22 protein-coding genes are annotated in these 23075 nt (G+C 45.6%); 9 read left to right on the top strand and 13 right to left on the bottom strand.

Annotation, left to right across the window (positions count from 1 at the left end):
- The first annotated feature begins 9 nt into the window (after positions 1-9).
- Together pflA and abc-f are read left to right on the top strand one after the other, a co-directional pair.
- Positions 10-729: a pyruvate formate-lyase-activating protein gene (gene pflA, locus P401_RS0101090; protein ID WP_029340868.1), complete on the top strand. Its 720-nt coding sequence runs from the start codon at positions 10-12 to the stop codon at positions 727-729.
- A 274-nt stretch (positions 730-1003) separates the two neighbouring features.
- A complete protein-coding gene (gene abc-f, locus P401_RS0101085; RefSeq protein ID WP_029340867.1) occupies positions 1004-2704 on the top strand; it encodes a ribosomal protection-like ABC-F family protein in 1701 nt (566 codons plus the stop codon).
- A gap of 71 nt (positions 2705-2775) precedes the next feature.
- On the opposite strand, the gene rsgA is transcribed toward abc-f, so the two are convergent.
- Positions 2776-3825, bottom strand: a complete 1050-nt coding sequence (rsgA, locus tag P401_RS0101080) for a ribosome small subunit-dependent GTPase A (RefSeq protein WP_029340866.1) — start codon at positions 3823-3825, stop codon at positions 2776-2778.
- A gap of 273 nt (positions 3826-4098) precedes the next feature.
- Between rsgA and P401_RS0101075 the strand changes: the two genes are divergently transcribed.
- The 5 genes from P401_RS0101075 to P401_RS0101055 are packed head-to-tail and all read left to right on the top strand — an operon-like array spanning position 4099 to position 7576.
- Positions 4099-4476 carry a lmo0954 family membrane protein gene (locus P401_RS0101075; RefSeq protein WP_023467260.1) on the top strand — a complete coding sequence of 126 codons (378 nt, stop codon included), beginning with the start codon at positions 4099-4101 and terminating at the stop codon, positions 4474-4476.
- A 55-nt stretch (positions 4477-4531) separates the two neighbouring features.
- Positions 4532-5149: a PspA/IM30 family protein gene (locus P401_RS0101070; protein ID WP_029340865.1), complete on the top strand. Its 618-nt coding sequence runs from the start codon at positions 4532-4534 to the stop codon at positions 5147-5149.
- 59 nt (positions 5150-5208) lie between these two features.
- Positions 5209-5928: a cell wall-active antibiotics response protein LiaF gene (gene liaF / locus P401_RS0101065; RefSeq protein ID WP_029340864.1), complete on the top strand. Its 720-nt coding sequence runs from the start codon at positions 5209-5211 to the stop codon at positions 5926-5928.
- On the top strand, positions 5925-6950 hold the full coding sequence (locus P401_RS0101060) for a sensor histidine kinase (protein ID WP_034785901.1): 1026 nt from the start codon (positions 5925-5927) through the stop codon (positions 6948-6950). The genes liaF and P401_RS0101060 overlap by 4 nt, the downstream gene beginning before the upstream one ends.
- The gene (locus P401_RS0101055; RefSeq protein WP_023467256.1) at positions 6947-7576 is read left to right on the top strand and encodes a response regulator; all 630 of its coding nucleotides are present in this window, start codon (positions 6947-6949) and stop codon (positions 7574-7576) included. The genes P401_RS0101060 and P401_RS0101055 overlap by 4 nt, the downstream gene beginning before the upstream one ends.
- Positions 7577-7666: 90 nt before the next feature.
- Here the strand turns inward: P401_RS0101055 and P401_RS0101050 are convergent, their stop codons facing one another.
- From P401_RS0101050 to P401_RS0101000, 11 genes are all read right to left on the bottom strand, one after another.
- Entirely contained in the window at positions 7667-9358 is a 1692-nt protein-coding gene (locus tag P401_RS0101050; protein WP_029340862.1) for a b(o/a)3-type cytochrome-c oxidase subunit 1, read from the bottom strand.
- Between the two features lies 1 nt (position 9359).
- Positions 9360-9830 (bottom strand): cytochrome c oxidase subunit II, encoded by a 471-nt coding sequence (locus P401_RS0101045; protein ID WP_029340861.1) that lies wholly within the window; start codon positions 9828-9830, stop codon positions 9360-9362.
- Between the two features lie 12 nt (positions 9831-9842).
- Positions 9843-9956 (bottom strand): hypothetical protein, encoded by a 114-nt coding sequence (locus P401_RS18420; RefSeq protein ID WP_023467253.1) that lies wholly within the window; start codon positions 9954-9956, stop codon positions 9843-9845.
- A gap of 232 nt (positions 9957-10188) precedes the next feature.
- Positions 10189-10902, bottom strand: coding sequence for a Crp/Fnr family transcriptional regulator (locus tag P401_RS0101035; RefSeq protein WP_231925695.1), 714 nt, complete (start codon positions 10900-10902; stop codon positions 10189-10191).
- A gap of 160 nt (positions 10903-11062) precedes the next feature.
- Positions 11063-12112: a CDP-glycerol glycerophosphotransferase family protein gene (locus tag P401_RS0101030; protein ID WP_231925694.1), complete on the bottom strand. Its 1050-nt coding sequence runs from the start codon at positions 12110-12112 to the stop codon at positions 11063-11065.
- A gap of 158 nt (positions 12113-12270) precedes the next feature.
- Positions 12271-12660 (bottom strand): glycerol-3-phosphate cytidylyltransferase, encoded by a 390-nt coding sequence (tagD, locus tag P401_RS0101025; RefSeq protein WP_029340858.1) that lies wholly within the window; start codon positions 12658-12660, stop codon positions 12271-12273.
- A 16-nt stretch (positions 12661-12676) separates the two neighbouring features.
- On the bottom strand, positions 12677-13870 hold the full coding sequence (locus P401_RS0101020; RefSeq protein WP_231925693.1) for a CDP-glycerol glycerophosphotransferase family protein: 1194 nt from the start codon (positions 13868-13870) through the stop codon (positions 12677-12679).
- 38 nt (positions 13871-13908) lie between these two features.
- Positions 13909-15291 (bottom strand): aldehyde dehydrogenase, encoded by a 1383-nt coding sequence (locus tag P401_RS0101015; RefSeq protein WP_029340856.1) that lies wholly within the window; start codon positions 15289-15291, stop codon positions 13909-13911.
- A gap of 100 nt (positions 15292-15391) precedes the next feature.
- Complete coding sequence (deoD, locus tag P401_RS0101010) at positions 15392-16099, bottom strand: purine-nucleoside phosphorylase (protein WP_023467244.1); 708 nt, start codon at positions 16097-16099, stop codon at positions 15392-15394.
- A gap of 24 nt (positions 16100-16123) precedes the next feature.
- Positions 16124-16828 (bottom strand): response regulator transcription factor, encoded by a 705-nt coding sequence (locus tag P401_RS0101005; protein ID WP_023467243.1) that lies wholly within the window; start codon positions 16826-16828, stop codon positions 16124-16126.
- Positions 16825-18588, bottom strand: coding sequence for a sensor histidine kinase (locus tag P401_RS0101000; protein WP_029340855.1), 1764 nt, complete (start codon positions 18586-18588; stop codon positions 16825-16827). Before P401_RS0101000 ends, P401_RS0101005 begins: the two co-directional genes overlap by 4 nt.
- A 198-nt stretch (positions 18589-18786) precedes the next feature.
- Here P401_RS0101000 and P401_RS0100995 point away from each other — a divergent pair, with 198 nt between their 5' ends.
- Entirely contained in the window at positions 18787-20076 is a 1290-nt protein-coding gene (locus P401_RS0100995; protein WP_029340854.1) for an NCS2 family permease, read from the top strand.
- Positions 20077-20134: 58 nt separating this feature from the next.
- Here the strand turns inward: P401_RS0100995 and P401_RS0100990 are convergent, their stop codons facing one another.
- A complete protein-coding gene (locus P401_RS0100990; protein ID WP_029340853.1) occupies positions 20135-21415 on the bottom strand; it encodes an ABC transporter substrate-binding protein in 1281 nt (426 codons plus the stop codon).
- Between the two features lie 188 nt (positions 21416-21603).
- On the opposite strand from P401_RS0100990, the gene P401_RS0100985 reads away from it, so the two are divergent.
- Positions 21604-23064 carry a potassium/proton antiporter gene (locus P401_RS0100985; protein WP_029340852.1) on the top strand — a complete coding sequence of 487 codons (1461 nt, stop codon included), beginning with the start codon at positions 21604-21606 and terminating at the stop codon, positions 23062-23064.
- Positions 23065-23075: the final 11 nt, after the last annotated feature.

Genomic DNA, 23075 nt, shown 5'->3' with positions numbered 1-23075 from the left:
GTGAGCAAGATGACCTATGGTATGATCCATTCCGTTGAATCATGTGGAACAGTCGATGGTCCTGGCATTCGATTCATCGTCTTTACGCAAGGATGTCCATTACGGTGTCAATACTGTCATAACGTGGATACATGGGAGTTCGGTTGCGGACGGCGTGTCTCAGCAGACGAAGTCGTAAAAGAAGCGATCAGCTATCGCTCCTTTTTCGAGGCAACGGGTGGCGGAATCACCTTCTCTGGAGGTGAACCGCTCGCTCAGCCAGAATTCTTGGAGGCTGCTTTAACAGAAGCAAAACGACATGGACTGCATACGGTCATCGATACCGCGGGATCCGTCGTCCCGAAAAACATCGACGCCATTCTCGATGCGACGGATCTGGTACTGCTCGATATCAAACATATCGACGATGCTGCTTGTCGTGTATTGACTGGACGGAGTAACGCCAATACACTCGCTTTCGCAAAACGCCTAGCCGAGCGAAACATTCCCGTCTGGATTCGTCACGTCCTCGTTCCAGGTATTACGATGTCGGAACATTTCCTCCGTCAGACCGGCGAGTTCATCCGGACGCTCGGAAACGTCGAACGCGTCGAAGTACTCCCGTATCATCAACTCGGTGTCTATAAGTGGGAAAACCTCGGTCTTGCATATCCGTTAACTGATGTGCTTCCCCCTTCACCAGAAGAAACGGATACTGCGCAAACCCTACTTGAATCGTACTTGTGTTAACGTTTCCATTTTGTTACAATGACGTCATAGACTATGAACAGGAGGTACAACACCGAAATGAAGCAATCACTCGTACACGTCGCTTGATGAATGAAATCATCTCTTTCGCAATGCAGTTGCGGATGTCTGACGCTACGAGTCTGCTCTTTTTCGGTGTGACCAACCTCTGGCCAGCACCTTCTTTGAGTTACACTCCGGCACACCATCCGCTCGCTTCGGATGGTGTGTTTTTCATTTCATCTTATCGGAAATGAACACTAAAGGAGCTGCTTTTATGCCTACTGAAACACTTACGATCCAACACCTATCGCTGGACTACGACGAACGACGTCTTTTCTCGGACGTTTCTTTTCATATTCATACCGGTGAACATGTCGCCTTAATCGGTCCGAACGGCATCGGAAAAACGACACTGTTACACTTGATCGCTGACCAACTTCAGCCGACTGACGGTTCGATCAAGCGTCATTACAAAAAACTCGGTCTACTATCACAACACTTCGTAGCGGGCGATCACACCGTTCTTGATGTCGTCGAACGAGCGGATGCGGTTCGTTATCAACTTCGCGCTAATGCCATGAATGGTGACTTGACGATCTATCAACAAGCACTCGATCAGGACGCCTTCTCGCTTGAAGCAGATGCAGCACGCGTCTTAAAAGAAGTCAAATTAGAGGAAGCGCTCTGGACACATAATGCATCCAGTTTAAGCGGCGGTGAACAGACGCGCCTCCAACTTGCCTGTCTGCTTCTGTCACGACCTGATTTCATCATTCTCGATGAACCGACGAATCATCTGGATCAAGAGACACTCGAGTGGCTCACGGAATGGGTCAACATGTCACGGACCTCGATTCTCTACGTCTCACACGAACGATTCTTCATCGACGCAACGGCTGATGCCGTCATTGAATTATCCGAATCAGGGGCAACGCGATACAGCGGAAACTACCAGTCCTATAAAGAACAAAAAGAACATCAAGTTCTGTCGCAACAACGAGCGTATGAAAAACAAGAACGTACACGTAAAGAGCTGACACGCATGATTCAAGGATACCGGCAATGGCATCAAAAAGCCACGAATCAAGCGAGTGAACGGGATCCCTATGCGAAAAAGAAGGCTGCTAAACATGCGACGAAGGTCAAGGCAAAAGAGCAGCAACTCGAGCGTCTACTCGAGGATCGTGTACAAAAACCACAGGTTGCACCGACTGTTCACGTCGCATTCGAACATGAAGCGATTCGTGCGAAACGACTGATTTCGTTCGAACGTGTCTCATTCATGCATGAGACAACACTAATCCTAAACGATGTTTCGTTTACGGTAGAACGTGGCGACCGAATTGCTGTCATCGGACCGAATGGAAGCGGGAAATCGACCTTACTGCGTCTCATCGAGGGCGAGTATGTCCCTAATCAAGGGAATGTAATCCGTCATCCTCGATTGAAGACTGGCTATTTTTCACAAGCCCTTTCCCACTTACCGACATCTGGTACGTTGTTAGAGGCATTACTTGAGTATGGCACAATGAGTGAAACGGACGCTCGGACGTTGCTCGCCTGTTTTTTATTCCGTCGCGATGATGTTTACCGGTCGATTTCCGACGCTAGTATGGGCGAGAAATGTCGGATCGCTTTCTTACGCCTGTATTTTTCTGGTGCTCACTTGCTTATTCTCGACGAGCCAACGAACTATTTGGATCTTGCGACTCGTGAACAAATCGAAGCCGCTCTCGATGTCTTCCCTGGTGAGCTCCTCTTCGTCTCTCACGATCGCTATTTCACCGATCGGCTGTCGAATCGGACGTTTGATTTAACGACTGGATTCAACGATCATTCGGTCGGAACTGCCACGGTACGAAACGCTCGCCGAAGTGACCCTGAAGCGATTCAATCCGACTTACACCGTCTTGATGCTTTGACGGGTAACGTTCCGTTCAATACAGAAACGAATGAATCACTTTCAAAAGAATAACGAGAAAAAGCATCTGCATAGAAAAAGAGACTCCTTTTTCCGTTGCAGATGCTTTTCATATTTCAGTCGTATTATCGCTTTTGATACTTCACTTTCGTATGCGCTTGGGCCTGCTTGTGGATTTTTTTCCACTTTTCCTTCTCTGCCGCCTGCAACGCCACATTTTGCTTGCGTTCCGCATAAGCGATTTCTCGTTTTAGCTTGACGAAGCTGTTCCAGCGCTCAGCAGTTAGTGTACCATCTTCTAAAGCTGTCCGAACGGCACAGCCCGGTTCCTTTTCATGTTCACAGTCTCGGAAACGACAGTTTTCAGCAAGCTCCTCAATATCGGAAAAAGTCGACGATAAACCGTCACTTCCATCCCATAAGGCCAATTCTCTCATCCCCGGTGTATCAACAAGCAATAGACCGTTCGATAGTCGTTTCAGTTCGCGATGCGTCGTCGTGTGACGTCCGCGTTCATCGTCTTCTCGTACGCCCCCCGTCTCCATTAACTGTTCTCCAGCTAAAGCATTGACGAGTGTCGACTTCCCGACGCCGGACGATCCAACTAACACGATCGTTTGCTTGATTTGTAACTGTTCACGCAACACCTCTAATCCGTCACCCGTCAAGGAATCAACGGCAAGGATTGGTGTTCCGAACGCAATCGCTTCGACAGCCTGCAGTTCCGTTTCAATCGACGGCATCAAACTTTTTTTCGTCAGGACGATGATTGGTGTCACCCCTGCATCCCAAGCAACCGTTAAATAGCGTTCCAGTCGACGGACGTTGAAGTCATGTCCAAAAGCCATGACAAGCAAGGCGACGTCGACATTTGCGCAGATGATTTGTTCCTCGGTTTCCGTTCCTGCCGCTTTTCGGGAAAATTGAGAAGATCGTGGCAAGACACGTTCGATTCGTCCTTTGCCTGGCTCTCGCTCTGTTTGGATGATCCAGTCCCCAACCGCTGGCAATTCAGCTTTTGTTCCCGATTGGAAACGTAACTTACCAGACAGCTCGCTGAGCGACTCTCCTGTTTCCGTCATAACACGATAGTGTGTTTGATAGACAGCTATAATCCGTCCTAATCGTTCTGTTCCTGTCGTTTCGTAGACAGGTGGTGTACCCCATTCGTTCAAATGGTTTCCTCCTCTGATTTAAGGGAGGGAAACCCCTCCCTGGTTTCCGACACATGTTACTTGTTTTACGTTGATTGTTGCACTCATCAACATCACTCCTCTCAATTCGATTCCTTTATAGAATACCATATCAATCAATGGTTCTGACAGCGCTTCCCTCGAAGTCAGACCTTCTCTCCGCCTTAAGCCCGAGAGCAAATACGGTCCAAAGAGCGTCGTCGGAACAGAAGGACTCCCGTATCATAAAGGTATCAACACAAGGGAGGCTTCCTCATGAAGCAATCGAAAGGAAAACAACTGGTGATGATTCTCGCTGGACTGGCATTACTTGCCGTTGTCATCGGAACATTACCGCACATGATCGGACTTGGCTTAGGGGCGTTACTCGCGTTCTATTCGATCAGTAAGTTCATGCAATCGAACAAATGGCCAGCGAAACTCGGTTTCGGATTCCTAGCAGCCATCGGAATCGGACTTGCCCTCTCGAACATCTGGGCAGTTATCGGAATCGCAGCAGCCATCGCATTGTACGTCGGTTACATGCGTATGAAGCTACAACGTGTTAATGTCCAGGATCTCTTTAACCGTCGCCGTACATCAACGACACATTTCGAAGCAGACTGGAAAGACTTAGACGAAAAACGTTTCTAATCAAATCAAAAGGTATGATCCGATAGCATTCGCCACTTCTAAGGAGGAATTTTTCATGAAAAATGTATTTGATCAACTCAACGATTTTGCAACACAAATGATGACAGAAGTTAAAAAGGCAGCCGAACAGGGCGAAGTACCTGCTAAAAAGCTCGTTCGTCATATTCGATCTACAGAAGCTGATTTAAAAGAAATCGATCGACTACTCGAGCGTCAACGGACATTACTGCAAGAATTAACGCATAAACAAGAAGAAGCGAAGGATTTAGCCGATAAACGCTTCAAGCAAGTTGAGATCGCAAATGAAGCCGGTGAACAACAACTGGCTGAGCGCGCAGCCATCGAATCGAAACATTACGGGGAGCAATACCGGTTCTTCGAAGAACTCGTCGCTGAGACGAAACGCGAGTTGAACGAATTGGAACGTGAAGCTCTCGAGTTGAAGTTAAAGCTCGAAGATTTACAGAACAAACGGTACGAATGGATGATGCGCGAAAACGTCTCAAACTTAAAAAACAAGATGAACCAGGTGCTAGATCGCGAACCAAATGCTACTATAAAAGAAGAAGCACATCCGTTTACGGCAGAAGAGCCTGAGGCAAAACAACCAGCCGTTGATGAAGATGATATCGATGCGCGTATCGCTGAACTCGAGCGCCGCATTCACCAATAAGCAGTCAATGACGAAGGAGGCGTATGCCTCCCTTTGTCATGTTAGAAAGGAGATTGATCGTGCGACGATTAAGTACGAAACAACTGGTCGGTTACGTATCGATCCTGTTCGCCCTCGGTCTGTTCTATGACCTATTGTCCGGTGCAGGAAATGTATTGTTTGGTGTCTTATTTCCGTTCCTGCTGTACTATGTCGGGATTCATTTCCGACGACGCAATCATGAAAAATTAGCGATTCTCTTCTACATCGTCGGTACGATCATTCTTGCTGGCGTCGTCCTTAGTTCGGCTGCCATCGGTTTTGTCATTGCCGGAATTTTGCTCTATCTTGGGATTATTCTCGTAACACGGCATTCCGTCCGAGAATTTTTGTTTTCACGGATTGCCCCGCATCAATATGAAGAAGAAGGCATCAAGATTCAACCGGCTTACTCCTTCTCAACCCAAGCCGATGCACCATACGTCTTACAGGATTTGAGCGAACAGTTCATCGTCAAGGATTTAGAAATCGATTTGACACACGCTTACGTTCCGGAAGGTGAGACATTAATCGTCGTCAGTGGTGTCGTCGGAGACGTTCGAATTCTTTTACCGTCCGGCTATGACTATACGCTTGATACCTCAATCGGCTTCGGAAGCGTCAAGACGGACATCCGCCGGATTCCAACCTTCTTTAATCGACGTATTCAATTCCGAGCACCGGAATACGGTGAAGCGACACGGAAGGTTCGTATTCATGTCATGCTCGGTATTGGCAACGTGGAGGTGTCTTCGATATGAAGCGTGATCAATTCCCGCTTGGTGTCATTGCACTCCAAGTCATGACGGGCTTTTTGACAGCCGTCATGACGACGTTGTTATTCTTAAGTACGCGACAAGTCGATTGGCATGTCTTGTTCGTCCGTCAACAAGATTTCCCTGTCCTTCTACTCGTCATCGGACTCTCGTTATTACTACCCCTTGCCATCGGTAGCATGCATTACTTTTTCTTGCGACGTGACTTCAAACGTGTCACGACTGCCATCATTGAACTGGAACAAGGAAAAGATGTGACAATCGTTCCCGGTCCCTACTTCCATACGTTGACACGCTTATCGCGGATCGGAAAACGTATCGACGAACAAGTCGAAACCGTCCAAAAGATCAGCACGCGTCCGCAACATGTTGAACAAGTAAGAGTTCAAGCCGTTACGGAAGAACGAAAGCGACTCGCACGTGATTTACATGACTCCGTTTCGCAACAGCTTTATGCCATTTCCATGATGACAACAGCAGCCAAACAGACGATTCTGTCTCAACCTGAAGCTGCCGCCAAACAAATCGAGATGGTCGAGACGATGGCACAAACGGCACAGTCTGAAATGCGCTCACTCTTACTTCAACTTCGCCCCGTCGAACTTGAAGGGATGACGTTACAACAAGGACTTTCTCAATTGCTCGAAGAATTATCTAGAAAGCAGTCCACACAATTAAGTTGGAAGTTAGAAGAGATGTCACTGCCACGACAAATTGAAAACGAGTTATTCCGGATCGTTCAAGAAGGATTGACGAATGCATTACGTCACGCGAAAGCGTCTCATATGGATATTGAACTTCGACAATTCAACGAAACGATCATTCTGAGCATGAATGATGATGGTGTCGGATTCGTCGTTGATGAAAAGAAACTTGCCTCTTATGGCATTAATTCGATGCGGGAACGGACGGCTGAGATGGGCGGAACGATTCGTCTCGTCAGTGTTCCAGGACAAGGAACCCAAATCGAAGTCAAACTTAGAAAAGATCGGATGGTGCAAGTATGATACGCGTATTATTAGTAGATGATCATGAGATGGTCCGGGCCGGTGTGTCTGCTTTCCTTTCCACACAACCAGACATCGAGGTCGTCGCCGAAGCGTCGGATGGTCAAGCAGGAGCCTTGCTTGCGCTTGAACATCGACCGGATGTCATTTTGATGGATTTAGTGATGGAGCCAGTTGATGGCGTCGAAGGAACACGACTGATTCGCAAAGACTGGCCGGAAGCAAAAATTCTCGTCGTGACGAGTTTTCTTGATGACGAGAAAGTCTATCCTGTCATTGAAGCGGGTGCGATGAGTTATGTTTTAAAGACCGCTAGCGCCTTTGATATTGCAGAAGCGATTCGCAAGACGGCAAACGGTCAATCGGTCATGGCAGCACAAGTGACCGGTAAAATGATGGAACGTCTTCGTCGTCCTACGACACACTTGCATGATGATTTGACGGAACGTGAGCAGGAAGTTCTTCAATTGATGGCTCGTGGTATGGCGAACCAAGAAATCGCAGACGAATTATTCATTTCCTTAAAAACCGTTAAGACACACGTCTCGAACATCTTATCGAAACTCGATGTCGTAGACCGTACACAAGCTGTCGTCTATGCCTTCAAGCATAATCTCGTCAAATAAGATTTAGCCCTTCATTACTTATTCCTTAAGCTCACGCAAAGAACCCCGAATCGTCTCCTATTTAGAGACGATTCGGGGTTTTTCACTGTCTTACCAGAGTCTCCATCCGGGAGCTCCTGGAGGGGCATTTTCAATCATATGCCAAATCGGTACCGTATAGGCAAACGCAATCAAAGCGAACGTCACGAAAATCCATAGCTTCCAATTTTCAAAGAAGAGTGGTGTTGCCATCGCCTTTTCTTCTGTTTCAGCAATCGGAAATTCTTCTTTTCCCTTCGGTGCCCGGAAAGCAAGTTGGAACATCGCATAGAGGAATAGCAGAATCGAGATGAATAAAATCGTTCCACCGATCGCCATTGCAACATGATACGGAATCCAGTCGGCGACGATTGAATCTTTGAAATAAGTTGCCGGACCGGTCCGTCTTGGATTACCGAGTAGACCTGAGATATGCATCGCCGTCGACATGAAGAGCATTCCGATCGTCCAGGCAGCCGTTTGAACAAGTCCGAGACGATTCATTGCCGGCGTCAACGTCCGACCACGTAAGAGTGGAACAAGCCAGTACGCTGTTCCGAAGAACGTTAGTGCGACAGCCGCACCGACCGTGATGTGAAAGTGTCCAGTGACCCATAATGTATTGTGAACGATGATATTTAGTTGATGGGACGCATTAATGACACCACCTGCACCTGCTGGAATGAAGAATAACATCCCGATGAACGGTGCAAGAAAACGAACATCACGATACGGCATTTTCTTTACCCAACCAAATATGCCAGTTGCTCCCTTACGGCGTCCCGCTAACTCGAATGTCGCAAACATGGAGAAGGCTGTCATCAATGATGGGATGATGACGAGGAATGTCAAGACGACTTGGACATATTTCCAAAATGCTGAAATCCCTGGCTCTAACAATTGATGGTGAAAACCAACCGGGAAGGAAAAGAGTAGGAATAATAAAAATGACATACGTGCTAACGCGTCAGAAAAAATCTTGCCACCAACGATTTTCGGAATGACCGTATACCAGACGATGTAGGCAGGTAACAACCAGAAATAGACGAGTGGATGACCAAAGTACCAAAATAGCGTCCGGGATAGCTCGATTCCGACCTTATCTGTCCAACCGAGGGATAAGGGAAGTAACTGAAAGAGAATCGTTGCCGCTACGCCGAGTGTCGCAACGACCCATAACAAGGCAGTCATGATGCTCATGTACGCTTGAAGCGGTGGATGAACGCCAGGATGTTCCCGCTTGTAATCAGCATACATGCGGAACATGGCACCAGACGCGATCCATGTTCCGACGACGAAGATGACGAGTCCGATATAAAATACAGGGTGTGCCTTGAGTGGTGCATAGAATGTATAGAGGACGGAAGCTTCACCTGCAAGTACCATCCACGTGACGAGGACGACACCAAGGATCATGAACCAAAATCCGACCCATCCAAGACGTCGAGGAAACTCTTCGAAGCGTCCGAATGATTGACCTAAAAATGAAAACAATAATCCAAAAATGAATAATGTCGTAAAGACGATCGCAAGCATCAACCCATGTGCAGTCAGAAGCTCATAATATCCGATTCCAGCAATCTCTGGAATGGCACCTGTTCGTACCATCGTTTGTAGTAATCCACATAGACCACCGATCAATAAAGCGACAAGTGAAAAACTGACATGTGCGAAGGCCAGTTTTGCTTCCTTGATTCCGATGACGGTAGCCGGTAAACCACGTTCCATCTCGAACTGTCGTAGTTTTTTTGAAATGGCATTCATCTTATTCCACCACCTTGATTTTGGTTGTCATCATATGATGAGCATTTCCACAGTATTCATTACAGACGACGAGATACTCGCCAGCTTCCTTGAACGTATACTCAATCGAATTAATATGTCCGGGAACGACCATCATGTTGACGTTCGTCTTAACGATTTCAAATCCATGAACGACGTCCTTCGATGTCACGAGAAAATCGACTGTCGCTCCTTTAGGTATGACCATATCTTTTGGTGTAAACTGAAAAGCTTGTGAAACGATGACCGCTTCATATCGGTTGTCATCAATCTTCTTTAGTCCTGGCTTATCAAATGGCTTAGTTTGATCGACTTTCGTCGGATCAATCAATGTCGCATCGGATGGCGGTTGATTCCCGGATGCAAAAGCGGATACGCCGATGATGATCAAGAAAACCGCTAGCATCGCTGATCCAAAGACCAGCCAGATTTTTTCTAGACGATGAATATGCATCGTGACTCCCCCTTAACGTGATATGAATAATAGAAAGATTGAGCTCCACATCCCGATGATGACACCTGCCACGATCAGAACGGCAACGAATGTTCCTTTTAGGTTCGATTCTGTTTTTTGGCTCATGGTGATTTCTCCTCTCCTGCTTTGAACTTGTCTTTATTGTAAGAATTCAGCAAGTCTGGAAACTGTGATAAATATCACTTTAAATATGAAAATTCCGCAGTTTTCTTTCTAAAAACACACAGAAAGTTCACATCTGAACAAGCGAGGAAAGTGCTACTTCTATACAAAAAAAACAATTCCAACATGAGACAGAAAAAACTGCTTCACGTTCGAATTGTTCGCATACTATCGATTAAATTCGACAAACACCTGCCGGGCACCCTTCACAATGACACAGATCCCGTAAATATTGCGGATTGTGAATGATGATTTCTTTTGCTGTCATCGAAATGACCCCTTCTTTTTTCCACTGAGAAAACATACGATTAACAGTTTCACGTGGTGCACCAATCAATTGACCAAATTCACCGTCGGATGGTCGCTTCGCAAGACGATAAGCTTCTCCCACCTGTTCCCCTTCCATCGCAATCAGGCGAAGTAACGTCGAAGCTAATGCCCCTGGTTTTCCAAACAGTAGTAAGTCACGTAATTTCGTTTCCGTTTGCTTCCGCATTAATGCTTGCCACCGCATGATTTCAAGCGCAAAGGCACCGTCTTTTTTCATGAGCTCTTCTAATTGATTTTTTGATAAGAATCCGATGATGCTATCTTCCATCGTTTCAATACTGTAGGAGCTCGGAAAAGCTTCTCCTACATCAAATTCACCAAACAAATCCCCTTTGAAGTATAAAAACATGAGTAATGGACTGCCCTTTTTCGTCAACTTCGATAGTTTGACGCCTCCTTGTTTCACATAAAACAACTTGTCGTTCAATTCCCCTTCCCAACAGACGATGGAATCCTTTTTGAACGTCGTTTCCGTCATGAAGCTCTCCAGTAACGTTCTTGTCTCAGGTGATAAGACGAACGTATTGGCTTCCGTCGTTCCACAAGTTAGCATATCCATTTCTCCTCTCCTCTTCTTCTGCTTTTAGTATAGAACATCACAGTCCAAAAGAATGGATTTTCAAAAGATTATCAAACTTTGTTCAACATTTCACATTATTATTTTTAAAATTACCTGACGACTACTTTTAAGAATACAAAAGAAATCGTCAGGAGTGATGTCATGGATTTATACCATAGTAATGATGAACAATTCGATTGACTGCTTGACCGGGTGTCTGATCGTACCAGTTCTGTTGGAACTTCTGCATGTGTTGACGACATTCTTCAAGTATCACATCAGACATGATCCACTCCATCAACTGCTCCATCCGTTCAGTCTGTCGGACAGGTAGCGGTTTCGGATATTGATCAACGAGCCCTGGTAGTTGTCGGTATGTGTCAATGTCCGGTGTATACAAGAACGCCGGAATGTTGAGGAGACAGCTTTCAAATGGAATGGAAGAATAATCAGTTACGAGAACATCTGTGATCAGCAAGTAATCATTGATCTGATACGTATCGTCTAGAAGATGGATATGGCTAGAACGATAGGTAGAAAGAGCTCGAATCGTCGGATGTAATTTAACAAGAATCGTCCATCCCGCTTGAGCAAGTTGTTCGAACTGTTGAATCGTATGATCTTCTGTCCCTTTGTATTCCCGGTATGTCGGTGCATACAATAAGATCCGACGGTCAGTCTTTGCGTATTGTTTTCTTAATTCCAGTGTTTTCTGCTTTCGTTGCTCCTCATCAAACCAATAGTCCGTTCGTGGCATGCCGAATGGTTTAAAATGGGATCGTTTTAAGTCGTGTGGTGTCATGAACTGTGTCGCACAGCGCATTCCCGGTACGATGAAATCGCCATATTCCTGATAAACACGTCGAAATCGATTGCGTACTCGTTCCGATACGAACAGACTTTTTGAAGAGGTCAGTCCAAATTGCTTTAATGTTCCTGCCGCGTGCCATAGCTGGATACGTCGTGCTCCTCGTCGCGTTGTTGCGACACTGAACTCTGCGACATAATTATCGACGAAGACCGTCCGGGAGGTCGCAAGCAAATACGCCAGTCGAACGAATCGTAAACGACGAAATCGAAGAGTCCGATCTGACTTCCACAGATCCGGCTGCTTCATGAAATGATGATCATATACAAGATACCGTTTCTCACTTGGCAATTCCTGCGCTAAGCGATCATTAACAGGTTTTGCGTTATCACCATACGTCATCCAAAACAAAGTGACTGATCGAAGCGGTAACCATCGAAAGACACCATAACAAATACGAAACAACAATAAATAGACCCATACGATTCCTTCTCTAACCACTTTCATCCTGCCCTTCTACGAAGAAAGACCGCACTTCAATCGTGTGGTCTCCTCTTCAATCACTTCGAAGCTAATTCCGTTTTAATCTGGCTTGTAGAGATGCCTTCAGTCCGGCTGAGGTAAACGACTTCACAGTGCTCTTTCAAGAAGTCGAACTCACCTTTCCAGTCGTCACCCATGACGAAGAGATCAACATCATGTTTTTGCACATCTTCTACTTTTTGATCCCAACTGTTTTCTGGAATGACTTCATCCACATAACGGATGGCTTCAAGGATCATCTTCCGATTCTCGAAGTTGTGGTAAGACTGTTTATGTTTCAAACGATTGAATTCGTCTGTCGAAATCGCGACGATGAGGTAATCGCCCATCTCTTTTGCACGTTTTAAGATGTTGATGTGACCCCAGTGCAATAAATCAAATGTTCCGTACGTAATAACCTTCTTCATGATTTTGCTCTCCCTTTTATCCGTAAATTCTCTTTATGATCGTCTTCATCGCCCGTTCTGAAGCCTGCCCATCATCCCATTGACAATACGTCTCTTGGAACGCTCGGAATGCTGATGCATACCGTGTGTGCCAATCATCCAACTGATTCAATTCTTCAAATAGTGCTGTTTCAGTGGATAATAATGGTCCCGGTGCCTCCTGTTCAAAATCGAAGTAAAATCCGCGCAACTGATCGCGATAATGTTCTAAGTCATACGTATAGAACAAAATCGGACGCGATAAATGCGCAAAATCGAACATGACAGAAGAATAATCCGTGATCAAAGCGTCTGACGCCATATATAGCTCCGCGATATCCGGGTAGTCCGATGTATTTCGAACGGATGGATAAGCAGTGACGTCGAGACGACTTCCGACTAAATAGTGCATTCGGATAAGCAGAACATATTCATCCCCAAATCGCTTTTCAAATTCCTCCAACGAAAAGGGCAGCTCAAATGAATATTTCCCTTGACCTTCGAACGCATTATCTCGCCAAGTAGGTGCATACAGCAAGACTTTTTTCGAAGAATCAATCTCATAGTGGCGATAAACCGTTTCTTTGATTTTAGCATGCCGTGCCTCTTGATAAAATATATCATTTCGAGGGTATCCAATTTCTAGCATCTCACCTTCAAAAGCAAATGCCCGTCGAAAGATTGAACTAGAATAGGCATTCGGAGAAATTAAGCCGGACCATTTTGCAGTCTCCTGCTTAAATCCTTGCTTGTACCGCTCAGTCGTCGTATTCGCCATTTGGACATCATCCATATCAAGCGCGAGCTTTTTGAGCGGTGTGCCGTGCCATGTTTGGAGATAATACGTTTTTTTCGGTTTGATCAACCAACCCGGTAACCGACTGTTTGATACCCAGACCCGTGATGTCGCGAGCAAATAAATCCAGCGAAATGTCAACCGATCTACTGTCTTGACGTCTGGTGGAAACGTAACACCTCGTTGTTTACTAAAAATCAACTCACACTCCGGATGCATCGTACTCATCAATTCGTAGATGGCGCGCGGACTGTCACTATATTGTTTTCCGAGAAAACTCTCGAAAAGGACTCGATTTCGTTTTTGTGGAAACCATGTAAAGACTTTCATGACGGTCTGTAGACCGTATTCAATAAAACCTGTTCGTTTGATCCACTGTTTTACTTGATCTTTCAAGTGAAGAGCTCCTTCTTAAGTCAATTAATCACAGCTCATCATAACAAAAAGCGCATCCATTTGGAATTGCTATTTGTTCGCATGTAGCGGAAAGGTAAATCAAACGCCGTCGTGTTTTTGACGATTCCTTTACGGTGGCTGAACGTCTCGAAACTATACTTGCCATGATATCCACCCATGCCACTCGCCCCGACTCCACCAAATGGTAAATGATGCTGTGCGACGTGCATCAATGTATCGTTGACACATCCGCCACCGAATGAAATCCGTTCAAGGATACGATGTTCGACGGCTTTGTTCTCTGTGAATAGATAAAGCGCAAGCGGCTTGTCACGATCATTGACGAACGCGATGACCTCTTCGATTTCACGGTATGTCAACACCGGTAGAATCGGTCCGAAGATTTCGTCTTGCATCACTGGAGCATCCACCGCTACATTCGTCATGACGGTCGGCGCCATCTTACGCGTTTCCGCATCGACTTGTCCACCGAATTCGATCGTCCCTTGCGACAAGTAACTGCTGAGGCGATTCAAGTGATCGTCCGATACGATTTTGACGTAGGATGAGACGCCGACGCCATTCCCGTACTGCTTGAAGGCTTCTTCTTCAATCAACTGCAAGAAACGTTCTTTGACGTCTTCATGGATTAATACGTAATCCGGTGCAATACATGTCTGTCCGGCATTCAGCCATTTTCCCCATGCGATCCGCTTCGCCGCTAGACGAAGATCCGCATCCTTGTGAACGATCGTCGGTGATTTTCCACCCAGTTCAAGTGTGACCGGCGTCAAATGCTTCGCCGCAGCCTGATGCACGATTTTTCCGACGCGTGTGGAACCCGTAAAGAAGATATAATCAAAACGTTCGTTTAATAAGGCGCTACTGACTTCAGCATCTCCTTCTATAACGATTCCGAATCGTTCATGGAATGCCGTTTCAAAGACTTCTCGTAATACACGAGAGACATTCGGTGTCAGCTCGGATGGTTTAAGGACGACCGTATTCCCCGCCGCAATCGCACCAATGACCGGAGCAAGTGCCAGCTGGAAAGGATAGTTCCATGGTGCGATGACAAGAACGTTGCCATAGGGTTCGTACTGGATTTCACTTTTCGATCCGATATGCAGAAGCGGTGTTGCGACACGCTTCGGGCGTGCCAGTCGACGGAGTTGTCGCTCCATCCGTTGAATTTCTCCATAAACGAAACCGATTTCCGTCGTAAAAGCATCATGCTGTCCTTTATTAAGATCTTGTTTTAATGCCTCATAGATCGCAGCTTCATGCGTTTCAATCGCTTGGCGTAAGAACGTCAGCATACTTAAGCGAAAAGCTAGACTACGTGTTGCACCTGTTTGGAAAAAGTGGCGTTGCGTCTGAAGACGTTCTGAAAGCACTGTCTCTGTCATCGTTGTTTCCATCCGAGAATCTCCCCTTTAACTGATCTATAACACTGATTTCATCTTACCATATCTCTTTTTCGATATGAAAAAAGACGGAGAGGCTTCTCCGTCTTGCTTCTTATAATTGAATCGCTGTCTCAAGTGCAACTTTCATCATATCGTTGAATGTCGTTTGGCGCTCTTCCGATGTCGTTTCTTCTCCTGTCAACAGGTGATCTGAAATCGTCAAGATCGTCAATGCATTCACTTTATGTTTCGCAGCGAGAGTGTAGAGTCCTGCTGCTTCCATCTCAATCGCGAGGCATCCGAAATCTGCCCATTTTTTGAAGTGATGGAAATCATCTTGGTAGAACTGATCCGTCGTGAAGATTTGACCGACTTTTGCATCGATGCCTTGTTCTTTTGCTGCTGTATACGCTTTATGCAACAGATCAAAAGAAGCAGTCGGTGCGTAGTCTAGTCCATTAAAACGAACACGGTTCTGTGCCATGTCATGCGAAGCACTCATCGCGATGACGACGTCACGGACTTTAACGTCTGGAGTGATCCCACCAGCAGTTCCGACACGGATCAAGTTTTTCGCACCGTATGACTGAACGAGTTCGTTCGCATAGATCGACATCGATGGTACACCCATACCTGTCCCTTGAACCGAAACCTTTTTCCCTTTATAAGTACCTGTGAAGCCATACATTCCTCGAACTTCGTTATAAAGAACGACATCCTCTAAAAATGTCTCAGCGATGTATTTAGCACGTAACGGATCTCCTGGAAGTAAGACCGTTTCGGCGATTTGTCCTTCAGCTGCGTTAATGTGTACACTCATGTACGATTCCTCCTCGATAGTCGTTTAAATCGACAACAATTCACGAAACTCATTCGGTGTCATACCGAATTGTTTTTTGAACACTTTCCGAAAATACTTATCATCCTGATATCCGACTTCAAGTGCGATTTCGTAAATACGCGCTTCCGTTTCACTTAGTAATTCCTTCGCCCGATTCAAGCGAATCGTTTGAATGTAATCAGATAAGTTAACGGAAAAACGCTGTTTGAAGCGTCGTGATATATACTCTCGGCTCAAGTAAAACCGTTCGCTCATGAATTGCAGTGTCAATTCTTCCGCATAATGCGTTTCGATGTATTTGGCGATTTGATCAATCGCTTCCCCTGATTCCACTACCGGATGGATACATTCCATCGCGCGGGACAAGGCATCATTGAGTACATCTGGATCAACCGGCTTCAATAAATAATCAAAGGATTGATGCAAAATGGCACGTCGCATATACGTATAATCATCATACCCTGTCAGCACGATCGTGACGACCTTTGGATGATGATTTTTTGTCCATTCTAGTAATGTTAGTCCGTCGAGTCCTGGCATTTCGACATCTGTCAGCATTAAATCAATCGTTCCAGTATCCAGTAATCGTTTCGCTTCTTCCCCATGTTCCGCCTCGTAAATATGTGAGACCTGCCAACTGTCCCATTCTCCGAGCAATTTGACCGCTTCCCGTACATGTCGTTCATCGTCTACGATCAACACGTTCATGCCAAGTCCCCCTTCTCATATGGAATCCGAATCACGATTTTGAATCCTCCCTCTACAGCTGAAGAAGAGAGCGTCATATTTGCTTGTTCCCCGTAAAAAATCAAGAGCCGTTCATAAATATTATGGAGACCAATGCCGCTCGTCTCGAGGTCTTCTGGGTTACGATGCATACGCATTTTTCGATCAATCTCTTCAAGTCGTCCTGTTTCAAGAATGGCGCCGCTATTCTCGATTTGAATGATGAGACATCCACCATCCGTCCGTACTTTGTAGGCGAGATAGTTTTCCGTCGCTGCTAATTGCTGCTGAAAGCCGTGTTTAAAGTAGTTTTCAGCGAACGGTTGCAAGATCATCTTCGGCACTTCAATGTCATTGAGATGCCACGGGACGTCAACGATATAACGGAACCGTTCTGGAAAACGTTGCTGTTGCAAACGAATATACGCCTGGAGATGATCGACTTCTTGTTTTAGCGTCACGATCGTCTGCTCATTATTCATCGAATAACGCATCATTTGTGATAATCCGGTGATCGAGCGGTAAGCAATCTTCCGGTCTCCTTGTAACGTCGTCGTTCCGATCGATTGTAAGGCATTGAAGAAGAAGTGCGGATTGAGCTGGGATTGTAATGCCCGTAGCTCATTCGTCCGATTTTCAAGTGCCAGTCGATACTCCCGTTTGATTAAACGATCAATCCGTTGAATCATGCGTTGGAACTGGCGATTGAGTAATCCAATCTCATCATTCGTCGTCGCAACGAACGGTGCTGATAAATCCCCTTGTTCGACTCGCCAGACATTTGCCGTCAACTGTTTGATTGGTTTCGTGATCTGCATGGCAACAAGACTTGCGGCAATGATCATGACGAATAGTGAGACTAGACCAATCAAAACAAGAATCAATGCCGTTTCGTTCGCCCCTTGGATGACCGATGCATATGGAATTCGTTTGACGAGTGTTAGTGGAACGCCGTTCGTCATCGTCTTCGAGTAGACGATGAACGATTTTCCAACACGTAAACTCCCACTTTGCCCAGTGAATTGATCGACTGGTAGTTCCATCTCTGCCCCAGTCTGTGCTAAGACGCGCTGTTCTGTCATCAACCATAACGACTCTTCTGGATCATTCTCGAACAGCTTCAACTGTTGCTCAAACACATGGACTGGAATATCGACTGAAAGGAAGCCGAGCGGCTCATCTGTCTCGACACGATCGATGCGATAACGAAAACTGACGACTTGTTTCTCATCCAGAATCATCGTGTGGACATTATAGGGTTCAATCGTGTGCGCCTCGTCAATCAACCAGCCACTTTTTTGTTTCATCAATCGAAAATAATCCGTTTCTTGCATCCAATCAAACGTTCCCCGACTCGTTGTTTTCATATTGTAGACCGAATACTCCGAATAACCATTTAAGATGACGAAATGTAACTGCTCGATATCTTGACGTGATAAAAACAGACCTAACATCGCCCGCGAAACGACTCCATCGGATTCGTCTAGTTCCTGATCTGCTCCGACGCGCATGATGTTCATCAACGAACGATTCGCATACAGACTCGTCGATAGACGGCGGATATCCTCTATGTAATGGGTCACCTGTGTATTTCCCCGTGTCAAAACATTCAGGCTAGAACGTTCTGCCTGTTCAATGTTTTGGTGCCGCACATACAAATAGGAAATCGATGTCGCGAGGGCTGTCGGAATCAAGATTGCCAGGACAACGAGACGAATCAAACGCGTCCGGATACTTTTCATGAAAGGCGCCCCCATCCTTTTTCTTGTAATCAATCGTATCATAACCTTGAATCCGCTTACATCATTTCCTGATATTCTCTTTCGCGATTCCGATAAAAAATTCTTTTTTGTTTCGACTTGATTCCGAATGAATTTTACTATAATATCATCAATGTTCGTTTTTTTAATCAATTTGTTATGAAGGTGGTCCTTTTATCCATGTTTAAACTTGCCGCACATCAAACAACCGTAAAACGTGAAATCCAAGCTGGATTCGTAACGTTCATTACGATGGCATATATTCTGCTCGTCAATCCGACGATTTTAGCAGATGCCGGTATTCCTCAAGCTCAAGCTTTTTCTGCGACGATCATCGCGACATTGATCGGTACGCTCTTGATGGGACTTTATGCGAATCTACCAATCGCAGTCGCACCCGGAATGGGACTTAATGCGTATTTTACTTATACACTTGTCGTTGGTGAGAAGATTCCATATCAGACAGCACTCTCAGTCGTCTTCGTCGCTGGTGTCATTTTCTTATTGTTATCACTCTCACCGATTCGTACGAAGCTGATTGAGATCATTCCGATGACATTAAAGCTTGCTATCACAGGTGGAATCGGTCTTTTCATTGCTTCACTCGGTCTTAAGATGTCAGGAATTCTCGTCGCTAGTGAAGATACACTCGTCACGATTGGCGCCTTGACGTCACCAGAAGCATTGATCACACTCATCGGCTTATTAGTTGCTGCGATCCTAACAATCAAACGGGTGCCAGGAGCCATCCTTTATGCCATGATTCTCTCTGGATTGATTGCATTCTTGACAGGTGAATTGAAGTTCTCGGATTCCTTCGTTGCGTTACCGACGTTACCAGAAGGATTGATCATCACGAATCCGTTCAACGCCATTCAAGACGTGTTCCAATACGGTCTGTTCAGCGGTGTCCTCTCCTTCGTTCTCGTGACGATGTTTGACACGACAGGTACGATGGTCGCTGTCGGAGAACAGGCTGGATTGATTGAAGAAGATGGGTCATTGAAAAACAGCGAACGTGCCCTATTATCTGATTCGACTGCGATGGTCGCTGGTTCATTGTTCGGAACAAGCCCCACAACCGCTTACGTAGAATCTGCAGCGGGTGTTGCTGCTGGTGGACGGACTGGACTTACGTCCGTGACGGTCGGGATTCTATTCGCATTATCTGCCGTCTTTGGACCGTTCGTTCAATCGATTTCGAGCGTTCCTGCGATTACTGCGCCAGCATTGATTTTAGTCGGTGCCTTCATGATTCAAAACATCAAACAGATTCCATGGGATGATTTCAGCGAAGCTTTCACGGCATTCCTCGTCATCTTGATCATGCCATTATCCGGTAGCATCGCAACCGGTATCGCATTTGGTTTCATCGTCTATCCGATCATGAAAGCTATCCAAAAAGAGCGTGTCCATCCACTCATCTATGTATTCGCGCTTCTCTTCTTCATCCAATTATTCTTCTTATAACAAAAAACATGCCTGTTCCGTCAGTTAATCGGAACAGGCATGTTTTTTGAATCACTTCTTATTTCTTCATTTTATCCCATGTCTTCGTGAAGTCCTGCAGCATCTCGTCAGCTGTTTTTTGCTTACCAACATACGCTTGCATGATCGCTCCGAACTCGTTTACAGCACCATCCGGATACTTGAACCAGTTCCATGAGATTGTTTTTCCGTCTTTCGAGTACGCTTGAATATCATCTGCAAGCGGTCCTAAATCCTTCGCTTCGATTGATTTGAAGGCAGGGATGAACTTGAATTTATTGACCATGTAGTCTTTTCCTGTATCAGACATCGCCATCCACTCGAGGAATTTTTTAGCTTCTGCTTTGTTCTTCGAGTTCTTGTTGACGACCCAGTTGTTTGGTACGCCGACAGGAAGACGATCCATTTTTTCTTTATCATCATTGATCGGCATCGGGATGAAGCCCATGTTGATGTCCGGATTGACGTCCGTAATCAATTGTTGTGCCCAGTTCCCTTGTTGAAGCATTGCTGTCTTACCTTCAGCAAATTGAGAGACTTGTGTGTTGTAATCCGTCGTTAACGGATTTTTATTACCGTACTCAATCGTTAAATCAAATAGATTCATGAAATCCTTGAACTGTTTGTTATCTTCGAACTTTCCTTTTCCAGAATTCAAGTCTGCGATGAACTGATCTGGATCATCCTGCTGTGCGACCGGAATGTTCAAAAGGTGATTACCGAGAATCCACCACTCGCCGTATCCAATCGAGAATGGCGTCACTCCGTCTGCTTTCAGCTTCTTAGAAGCTTCCGTCAATTCAGTTAATGTTTTCGGAAGTTCCGTGATACCGGCTTTTTTGAAGATATCTTTATTGTAGATAAAGCCATACCCCTCAAGGTTCATTGGCATACCATACAATTTACCATCAATCGTCATTGGTTCTTTTGATAGGTCCGTTAGATCACCGACCCACTTTTCATCTGACAAATCTTCTAACTTATCCTGCCATGTTTTTGCTTCCGTAAAGCCACCGTTGTTAAAGACATCCGGCTCATTACCTGAAGCGAACTGTGATTTCAGAGCCGCGCCATAGTCCGATCCACCACCGACTGTTTGCACGACGACTTTCGTCCCGGTTTCTTTTTCATACGCTTTTGCCATCTTTTCCATGTCTTTTGCGATTTCAGCCTTGAATTGGAATACGTTGAGCGTCTTACCGTCTTTTGAACCACTATCTTTCGAGTCATCGCTATTCAATGTACCGCCACCACATGCTGCCAAAGCGACGACCATCGCCGTCGTGACGACAGGTAATGCTGCCCATCTTCTTTTACGCATTCGGATTCCCTCCCTGATTTCGTTTCATTTCGTGCTACATCTTCACAATAAATGAAAACGCTTGCAATGAAGAGAGAGAAAGTTGTCCGGTGTGGTGGAAAATATTGAACAATCGTTATCCGAGTCTTTTTATCGGAATTGTTGTATCATGAAACTAGAGATTCTTTTATGAATAGGAGTTTGATGCCATGTCCTTGCAACTCACGATTTTATTGATTGGTATATTGCTGTTTGCCGCCGTCTGGACGACGAAGTTATCAAGCCGTCTGAATATTCCTGCTCTACTGATTTTTATCGCTCTTGGTATGATTGCCGGAAGCGACATTACGGGGTTCATTCGTTTTGACGATGCAGAACTGGCTCAGCTTCTCGGAACCGTTGCCCTCATCATCATCTTATTCGAAGGTGGTCTGCAAACGGTTTGGAAGGAAGTGCGTCATGAATTGGCCCCCTCCCTCTCGCTTGCGACGTTCGGAGTCTTCATCGCTACATCCATCGTTGCCGTTGCTTCCCATTATATTCTGGGCTTTAGTTGGGCGAATGCTTTTTTACTCGGCGCAATCGTTGGTTCGACGGATGCCGCTGCCATCTTTTCTGTCTTGAGTGGTCAGCCGATTCGACGGAAAGTCGGATCAACACTCGAAGTCGAGTCTGGTACGAATGACCCGATGGCCGTCTTTTTGACTGTCTTGTTTCTTGAATTCGTGACAAACCCTGAAGAAGCATCGCTCTTATCGGGACTTGGATCACTCGTTTGGGAAATGGCGATGGGACTTCTGATTGGTTTGTTGATTGGATGGGCAGCTTCGACCTTGATCAATCGGATCGATTTGTCCTCTTCTAGCTTTTATCCAATCATGCTCATGTCGTTTGCTTTCTTGTCTTTCGGTTTAGCTGATACGTTCCACGCCAGTGGATTTTTAGCAGTATATGTCACAGCGATCTACATCAGTAATCATGAACTCGTCTACCGACAGACACTCGTCCGTTTTACGATGAGTATGGCGCACCTTGCCCAAATCGGAATGTTCATCGTGCTCGGTCTGCTCGTCTTTCCGAAACAATTGCTCGATGTCCAGGTCATCCTGTCTTCCATTGCGCTGGCACTGATCTTAATTTTCATCGCTCGTCCTTTGTCAGTCTGGGTGAGTCTCCTTCCGTTTCGTTATTCGTGGCAAGAGAAGGTCTTCATTTCCTTTGCTGGTCTAAAAGGAGCGGTACCAATCATTCTCGCGACATACCCTCTCGTTGCCGATATCGAAAATGCATCGATGATCTTCAATATCGTGTTTTTCACAGTCTTATTATCAACGTTAATTCAAGGGAGTATGTTGACGTTCCTTTCCGAGCGGTTACGACTGAACGAAACACAGACTTCTGCTATCCATACCGTCATTGAATTCATGTCAATCGGTAAACCGAATGCGGAAATCATTGAATTGACGTTACCGATGTCCCATCCATTCATTGGAATGACGATCTCAGAGATTGATTTGCCTCAGGAATTTTTGATCACAGCTATCATCCGTGATGATCAAATCATTACTCCACGCGGAGACACTGCCCTAGAAGGCAATGATCAACTGTTATTGCTAACGCCAAAACATCGGATCAAGACACTGAAACGATTCTTGTTTCCTCCCGCTTGATCTGTTCATGA

The sequence above is a fragment of the Exiguobacterium acetylicum DSM 20416 genome, assembly GCF_000702605.1.
GTDB classification, from domain to species: domain Bacteria; phylum Bacillota; class Bacilli; order Exiguobacteriales; family Exiguobacteriaceae; genus Exiguobacterium_A; species Exiguobacterium_A acetylicum.
The sequence above is the reverse complement of the archived record's forward strand: the minus strand, read 5'-3'. Positions and strand labels throughout refer to the sequence as shown.